This is a genomic window from Micromonospora sp. AMSO12t, from assembly GCF_008806585.1.
GTDB lineage: Bacteria > Actinomycetota > Actinomycetes > Mycobacteriales > Micromonosporaceae > Micromonospora > Micromonospora reichwaldensis.
Window position 1 is genome coordinate 41,339 of sequence record NZ_WAAS01000019.1, and the last position, 6,728, is coordinate 48,066.

7 protein-coding genes are annotated in these 6,728 nt (G+C 75.8%); 2 read left to right on the top strand and 5 right to left on the bottom strand.

The features are described 5' to 3' along the window. Nucleotides 1-25 precede the first annotated feature (25 nt). Nucleotides 26-706: a (Fe-S)-binding protein gene (locus F6X68_RS05025; protein ID WP_225851991.1), complete on the top strand. Its 681-nt coding sequence runs from the start codon at nt 26-28 to the stop codon at nt 704-706. Between the two features lie 52 nt (nt 707-758). Here F6X68_RS05025 and F6X68_RS05030 read toward each other — a convergent pair whose 3' ends face one another. Genes F6X68_RS05030 through F6X68_RS05040 form a run of 3 tightly spaced genes read right to left on the bottom strand, consistent with a single transcriptional unit; the run spans nt 759 to nt 4,224 of the window. Continuing rightward, nucleotides 759-3,026, bottom strand: a complete 2,268-nt coding sequence (locus F6X68_RS05030) for an ABC transporter permease (RefSeq protein WP_225851992.1) — start codon at nt 3,024-3,026, stop codon at nt 759-761. Then, complete coding sequence (locus tag F6X68_RS05035) at nt 3,023-3,703, bottom strand: ABC transporter ATP-binding protein (protein WP_151453152.1); 681 nt, start codon at nt 3,701-3,703, stop codon at nt 3,023-3,025. Before F6X68_RS05035 ends, F6X68_RS05030 begins: the two co-directional genes overlap by 4 nt. Next, nucleotides 3,700-4,224 (bottom strand): PadR family transcriptional regulator, encoded by a 525-nt coding sequence (locus F6X68_RS05040; RefSeq protein WP_151453153.1) that lies wholly within the window; start codon nt 4,222-4,224, stop codon nt 3,700-3,702. The genes F6X68_RS05035 and F6X68_RS05040 overlap by 4 nt, the downstream gene beginning before the upstream one ends. 80 nt (nt 4,225-4,304) lie before the next feature. Between F6X68_RS05040 and F6X68_RS05045 the strand changes: the two genes are divergently transcribed. Then, a complete protein-coding gene (locus F6X68_RS05045; protein ID WP_151453154.1) occupies nt 4,305-4,880 on the top strand; it encodes a GNAT family N-acetyltransferase in 576 nt (191 codons plus the stop codon). Here the strand turns inward: F6X68_RS05045 and F6X68_RS05050 are convergent. Together F6X68_RS05050 and F6X68_RS05055 are read right to left on the bottom strand one after the other, a co-directional pair. After that, on the bottom strand, nt 4,851-5,438 hold the full coding sequence (locus tag F6X68_RS05050; RefSeq protein WP_151453155.1) for a TOPRIM nucleotidyl transferase/hydrolase domain-containing protein: 588 nt from the start codon (nt 5,436-5,438) through the stop codon (nt 4,851-4,853). The genes F6X68_RS05045 and F6X68_RS05050 overlap by 30 nt on opposite strands. Before the next feature lie 243 nt (nt 5,439-5,681). After that, on the bottom strand, nt 5,682-6,728 hold a 1,047-nt coding region (locus F6X68_RS05055; protein ID WP_151453156.1), incomplete at its 5' end, for a chitinase.

Sequence of the window (6,728 nt, forward strand, 5' to 3'; positions counted from 1 at the left end):
TGGAGTACGGCAGCCTGCTGGAGCAGTGGCGGGTGCCGCAGGCGGGGCGGGCGCGCAGCTCATGCTGGGCTGCGTCGAGCGGGGCCTCTACCCGGCGGTCAGCCGGGCGGCGCGCGCGCTCGCCCCCGAGTTGGCCGTCCCCACCGGTCAGGGCTGTTGCGGCGCGCTGCACGCGCACAACGGCGACCTGGCCGGGGGCGAGCGGCTGGCCGAGCGGCTCGGCGCGGACCTGCCGGGCACCATCGTCACCACCTCCGGCGGCTGCGCCGCGCACCTCGCCTCCGTACTCGGCCGGGACCGGGTGCGCGAGCTGTCCACCTGGCTCGCCGACCGGCCCGCCGGGGCGGAACTGCGGGTGGGCAGCCGACGCGCCCGGGTCACCCTCCAGGACTCCTGCCACCTGCGCAACGGCCTCGGCGTCTTCGCCGAGCCCCGGACGCTGCTGCGCCAGGTCGCCGACTACGTCGAGCTGCCGTCGGCAGCCGCCTGCTGCGGCGCCGCCGGCACGTACTCGCTGCTGCGGCCGAAGGACTCCCGGCGGATCCTGGACGCGAAGCTCGACGAGATCGAGGCCGCCGGCGTCGATCTGGTGGTGGCCGTCAACCCGGGCTGCCTGCGCCAGTTGCGCACGGGGCTGCGCCGGCGCCGGTCGGCCGTACGGGCCGTGCACCTCGCCGAGCTGCTCGCCCGCGTCGAGCCGCCGTAGCCGCCCGGCCGGCGCCGCCGCCGGGCACACCCGCGGTGCACCCGGCGGAGGATCACTCCGTACGGATGCCGTCCGGGCGGGTGAGCCGCCACAGCACCGGCAGGCTGAGCCCGGTGACCAGCAGCACGACCGCCGCCCCGAGGCCGGTGGAGATGCCCAGCGCCGGCCAGTCGACGGTCACCGGCGTCTGCACCATGCGCAGCAGCGCCGCGCCGAGGCCGAGGCCGAACACCACCGCCAGGGCGAGCCCGATCACCACCGGCACGGCGCTCTGCCACAGCACCGACCAGCTCAGCGTGGAGCGCCGGGTGCCCACCGCGACCAGCATCGCCAGCAGCCGGCGGCGCTCCCGCAGCTGCTCCAGCACGCCGACCAGCATGCTGGCCCCGATCAGCAGCAGGGTGACCACCGCGCCGACGTAGAGGCCGCGCTGGACGTTGACGAACTGCGTGGCCCGGCGCTCCCCGGTCAGCGTGAGCACGGAGGCGTACGGGTCGGCCCCGAGGGCGGCGTTGCGGACGTGCTCCACCGCGTCCGGCTGGCCCGGCGCGAGGCGCAGGTACGCCTCCGCACCCAGCGGCCCCAACCGGGCGGCGTCGACCGCGCCGGGGGTGACCAGCACGCCGCCCTGCCGGTAGCCGGACGGGTCGTCGCGCACGGGCGCCTCGCGGGCGGTGCGGGGGACCTGCCAGGTCACCCCGCTGACCGCGACCGTGCCGCCCGGCCGGATGCCGGCGGACTGGCCCTCGGAATCGCGGACCAGGAACACGTCGCCGTCGGCGCACCGGTCGAGCCCGGCGAACTCGGCCAGCGCCGCGCAGTCGCCGATCCGCAGCGTGGCGTACCCCCCACCCGCCGCAGTGACCTGGGTGGTCAGGGTGGCGTGGCTGGCGGTGACCCCGGGCGCGCCGGCCAGCCGGTCCAGCCCCGCCGCCGCGTCCGACCGCGGGAAGAACTGCACCTGCACCTGGGCCCGGGAGGTGTCCTGGCCGGTGTCGAAGGTGAACCGGCCGGCGACCCCGGCGAAGAGCATCTGCAAGCCGATGGTGCCCGCCACGGCGACCGCGATGCCGTTGACCAGCCGTGCGGAGGCGGCGCTGTCGAGCTGGAGGCGGCGCACCGCGAGCTGCCACGCGACCGGGCCGCCGCGCAGCCGGCGTACCAGCAGGTCGGTGAGCCAGGGCAGCAGGGTGACCACGCCGACCAGCAGGAGCACGGCGCCGGCCGCGGTCTGCCGCTCGCTGCCCAGCGGCGCGATTCCGGCGGCGCCGGCCAGCAACAGCCCGAGCCCGGCGGCCGGCAGCAGCAGCCGCCACACCAGCCGCCGGCGCACGGGCGTCGCCCGCCGGGTCACCCCGAGCGGCTCGACCAGCACGGCGCGCATCGACACCAGCGTCACCACGACGGCGAGCGCCGGCACCGCCAGCGCGACGGCCGCCACCAGCGGCAGCGGCGGGCGCACGTCGGCGGCGTACACGCTGAGGTCCAGGAGGGTGACCAGCGGCACCACCTGCCGGCCGAGCGCGAAGAGCACGCCGCCGGCCGCGACGCCGAGCAGGGCACCGGCGGCGGCCTCCCCGGCGGCGATCCGGCGGACCATCGCGGCGTCGGCGCCCACCAGCCGCAGCGCGGCCAGCCGCCGGTCGCGCCGCTCACCGCCGAATCGCACGGCCGCGCCGAGGAACACCGCGATGGGCAGCAGCAGGACCACGAAGATGACGACCACCAGCACCACCAGCACCGGGTCGAAGGCCTCGCCGGGCAGCCCGCCACCGAACGCGTCCAGCCGGGTCGCGTCGTCGGCGGCGAGGGTGTCGCTGCCCAGGTAGTAGGCCAGCTCGCGGGGGCCGGCCAGCCCCTCGTCGGCGATGACGCCGGTGACCGTGGCCCCGCCGAGACGGGGGGCGAACAGCGCGCCGTCGGCGGAGCCGAGCAGGTCGCGCAGGGCGGGGGAGACCAGCACCTCGCCGGCCCGGGGCAGCGCGGCCACCCCGGGCGGCGCCGGCGCGGCCGGCCCCTCGGGCCGCAGCACCCGGCCACGCACCGGCTGCCCCCGGAACTCGGTGTCGGTCTGGCGGATCAGCACGGTGTTCGCGGCGGCCGGGATCTTCTCGCCCATCCGCAGGTCGTCGCGGGCGTCGCCGCGCGCCTGCCGGGCGTCCAGCGCGCCGGGCACCGCGGCGGCGAGCAGCAGCATCGCCACCCCCACCCCGACGCCCACCGCCGTGAGCACCGCCCGCAGCCAGCCGTCCCGACCGCCCGTGAACGCCATCCGGGCGCCCATGACCAGGTCGGCCGCGCGGTCGCGCAGCCGCGTCACGCCGCCACCTCCAGGTCCCGGGTGCGGCCGTCGCGGACCACGACCTCCCGATCGGAGTACGCGGCGACCCGCGCCTCGTGCGTCACGAGCACCACGGCCGCCCCGGTGTCCCGGGCGGCGGCGGTGAGCAGCCGCATGACCCGCTCGCCGTTGAGCGAGTCGAGGGCGCCGGTCGGCTCGTCGGCGAAGACCACCCGTGGCCGGGTGACCAGTGCCCGGGCGACCGCCACCCGCTGCCCCTGCCCGCCGGAGACCTCGCCGGGCCGCTTGCCGGCCACCTCGGCGACCTCCAGGCGGTCCAGCCACTCGGCGGCCCGCCGCTCCGCCTCGCGCCGACCGACCCGGCCCAGCCGCAGCGGCAGCGCGACGTTCTCCAGGCAGGTCAGCTCCGGTACGAGCTGGCCGAACTGGAAGACGAAGCCGAACTCCTCGCGGCGCAGCGCGCTGCGCTCGGCGTCGCTCAGGGTGGCGAGGTCACGGCCGGCGTAGCGGACCCGGCCGGAGTCGGGCCGGGCGATGCCGGCGAGGCAGTGCAGTAGCGTGGACTTGCCGGAGCCCGACGAGCCCATCACGGCCAGCACCTCGCCCGGGTGGACGCGCATGCTCGCCCCGGCGAGCGCCCGGGTCGGGCCGAACGAGCGGTGCAGGTCCTCGGCGAGGAGCAGCGGGGCGCTCACGAGCGCACCGTCGCGGCCAGCTCGTCGAGGCGGGCGGCGGTCAGCTCCAGCCAGCGCAGGTCGGCCTCCAGGTGGAACAGCGCGTGGTCGCAGACCAGCTGCTCGGCGAGGTCGCCGTCGCGCTTGCGGCGGGTCAGCTCGCGCATCATCCGCAGGTGCTCGGCGCGCTGCACGTCGAGCACGTCGGCGGCGGGGCGGCCGGTCAGCAGGGCCAGCACCACCTTGGTGTAGAGGGTGCTCTGCAGGTACGGCTCGGGTTTCTCGGCCCGGGCCAGCCACTGCGCCACGTCGGTGACGCCCGCCTCGGTGATCGCGTACCGCTTGCGTTCCGGGCCCTCGCCGGGCTCCACCGCCTCCACCTCGACGAGGCCGCCACGCAGCAGCCGGGACAGGGTGGCGTAGACCTGCCCGTACGCGAGCGGACGGGCGTGACCGAAGCGCTCGTCGTAGAGGCGTTTGATGTCGTAGCCGTGGCGGGGGGTGGCCTCGAGGAGGCCCAGGAAGGTCTGTCCGATCGACATGCCGGCGACTATACACACCGCGTATACCCGGGGTGTATAGCGGTACATTGCCCGCTCAACCGTCTGCATCGGAGGTCACCGTGTTCGCCCTGTCCCTGACCGAGGACGTGGAACTGCGTCCCCTGGAGCCCTGGCGGGCCGAGGAGTTCCTCGCCCACCTCGACCGGGCCCGTACGCACATCGCGCCCTGGGTGTCGCCCTCGTTCCTGGTCGACGACCTGGCCGGTGCCCGGGCCGTGCTCCAGCGCTACGCGGACCTGTGGGCGCGCGACGCCGGCGGCATCTGGGGCATCTGGCGGCGGGGCGAGCTGGTCGGCGGAGTCATGTTGGTCTCGTTCGACGCCGCCAGGGGCGTCTGCGAGGCGGGCTGCTGGCTGGAGCCCGCCGGCGAGGGGCACGGGCTGGTCAGCCGGGCGGTCGGCCGGCTCGTCGACTGGGCGGTACGGGAGCGCGGCATCCACCGCGTCGAGTGGCGCACCAAGCCGGACAACACCCGCAGCATCGCCACCGCCCGGCGGCTCGGCATGCGTCACGACGGGACGCTGCGCCAGGTCTATCCCGGCCCGTCCGGACGGATCGACATCGAGGTGTGGTCGGTGCTGGCGCCCGAGTGGCGCGGCTTCCGGTCAGACGCCGGCGAGCACCGCGTCGAGTGAGCGGGGCACCCGGTCCGGCTCCAACGCCTGCACCAGCAGCCGCGCGTACGCGCTCTTGCGGCCGGACCGGGTGCCGAGGAACCGGCGCAGCTGCGCCTCGACGGCCCGACCCCGCTGCGCCGGCTGCCGCTGGAACAGGTCGAACGAGCGCAGCTCGCCCTCGGCGGCGAGCACCGCCCGCACCCCGGCGACGCCGACCGCCCGGATCAGTTCGTCCTCCAGGTCGGCCACGCAGACGTGGAACCCGAGGGCCGTCAGGTCGGCCCGGGACAGGTCAACGCCGAAGCCGCAGCGTTCCAGCCCGCGCCGGAAGTAGCCCTCCTCGGCTTCGTCGTAGAGGCCCGCCAACCGCAGGCCGCGTCCCGCTGGGCCGAGCTGGTCGAGGAAGTGGCCGACGTTCGTCGCGCCGCCCATGGCCACCACCCGTACGCCCTCGGCGCCGAGGTCCCGGCCGCGGCGCGCGGCGAGGGTCTCCAGGGCGACCCGGTCGCTCGGCCCCTCGACGAGCACCACCGTCCGCGCGTCGGTCCCGGGCGCCAGGTCACCGATGCTCCGCACTCCGCCTCCCCGTCCCCCGATGCCGCAGCGCCCGCCCGGGGGCGGCCCGGCGGTCCGGCCCCGATGTGCGGGACGTACCACCGGGGACGACCTGTGTCGGGCGGCCAGTGCGGCCCGTCGCCCCGCGAGGGCAGCGTGGACCGGGCCGGCCCCCGGCGCAACCGGATTGCGGGCGGCAGGCAACCGCCGGAGTCGGTGGCCGTGCCGCCGCCCGGGCCGGGTGACCCGGGCGGCGGCACCGGCTCAGGGCAGCGACCGCAGGAACGGGCCGTGGCTCAGGCGGAACTCCCAGGCGTAGAACCGGTCCCAGTTGATCGACCAGGTCATCAGGCCCCGGAGGGCGGGGTTGGTGCCGCTGCGCGGGGTGTAGGGGCCGCAGCCCTGCCCCTTCACCAGGCAGGTCACCGCGGCCTGCACCCCGGCCGGGGCGAGGTAGCCGTTGCCGGCGCTGGGGGAGGAGGGGGCGCCGAAGGCCACCTGGTCCTCACGCAGCGGCGGGAAGACGCGGTCGGCGTTGCCGGCGACGGGGAAGCCGGCGAGCAGCATGTCGGTCATCGCGATGTGGAAGTCCGCGCTGCCCATGGTGTGGTACTGGTTGTCGAGCCCCATGATCGGCCCCGAGTTGTAGTCCTGCACGTGCAGCACGGTGATGTCGTTGCGCAGCGCGTGGATCACCGGCAGGTACGACCCGGCGCGCGGGTCCTGCCCGCCCCACGGGCCCGAACCGTAGTACTGGTAGCCGAGCTGGACGAAGAACGTCTCCGGCGCCATCGTGAGCACGAAGCCCGCCCCGTACCGCTGCTTGAGGGTGCGGATCGCGGAGATCAGGTTGACGATCAACGGCGTGGTCGGGTTGCGGAAGTCGGTGTCGCCGGTGTTCAGGTAGAGCGAGTGGCCCTCGAAGTCGATGTCGAGCCCGTTTAGGCCGTACCGGTCGATGATGGCCGCCACCGACCGGACGAAGGTGTCCCGGGCTGCGGTCGTGGTGAGCTGGACCTGGCCGTTCTGCCCGCCGATGGAGAGCAGCACCTTCTTGCCCTGTGCCTGCTTGGCGCGGATCGCGGCGATGAACTCGGCCTCGGTCTCGACGCCCGGGCACTCGGCCGCCGGGCAGAGCTGGAACCGGATGTCGCCCGAGGTGACCGTGGTGGGTTCGCCGAAGGCGAGGTTGATGATGTCCCAGTCGGCGGGCACGTCGGCCATCCGCAGGTAGCCCGAGCCGTTGGCGAAGCTGGCGTGCAGGTAGCCGATCAGCGCGTGCCGGGGCAGCCCACCCGTCGGCGGCGGCGT

Coding starts and splice junctions, on each gene's coding strand:
- F6X68_RS05040 (WP_151453153.1), bottom strand. CDS start 4,224: ATGTCGATCGGACAGACCTTCCTGGGCCTCCTCGAGGCCACCCCCCGC.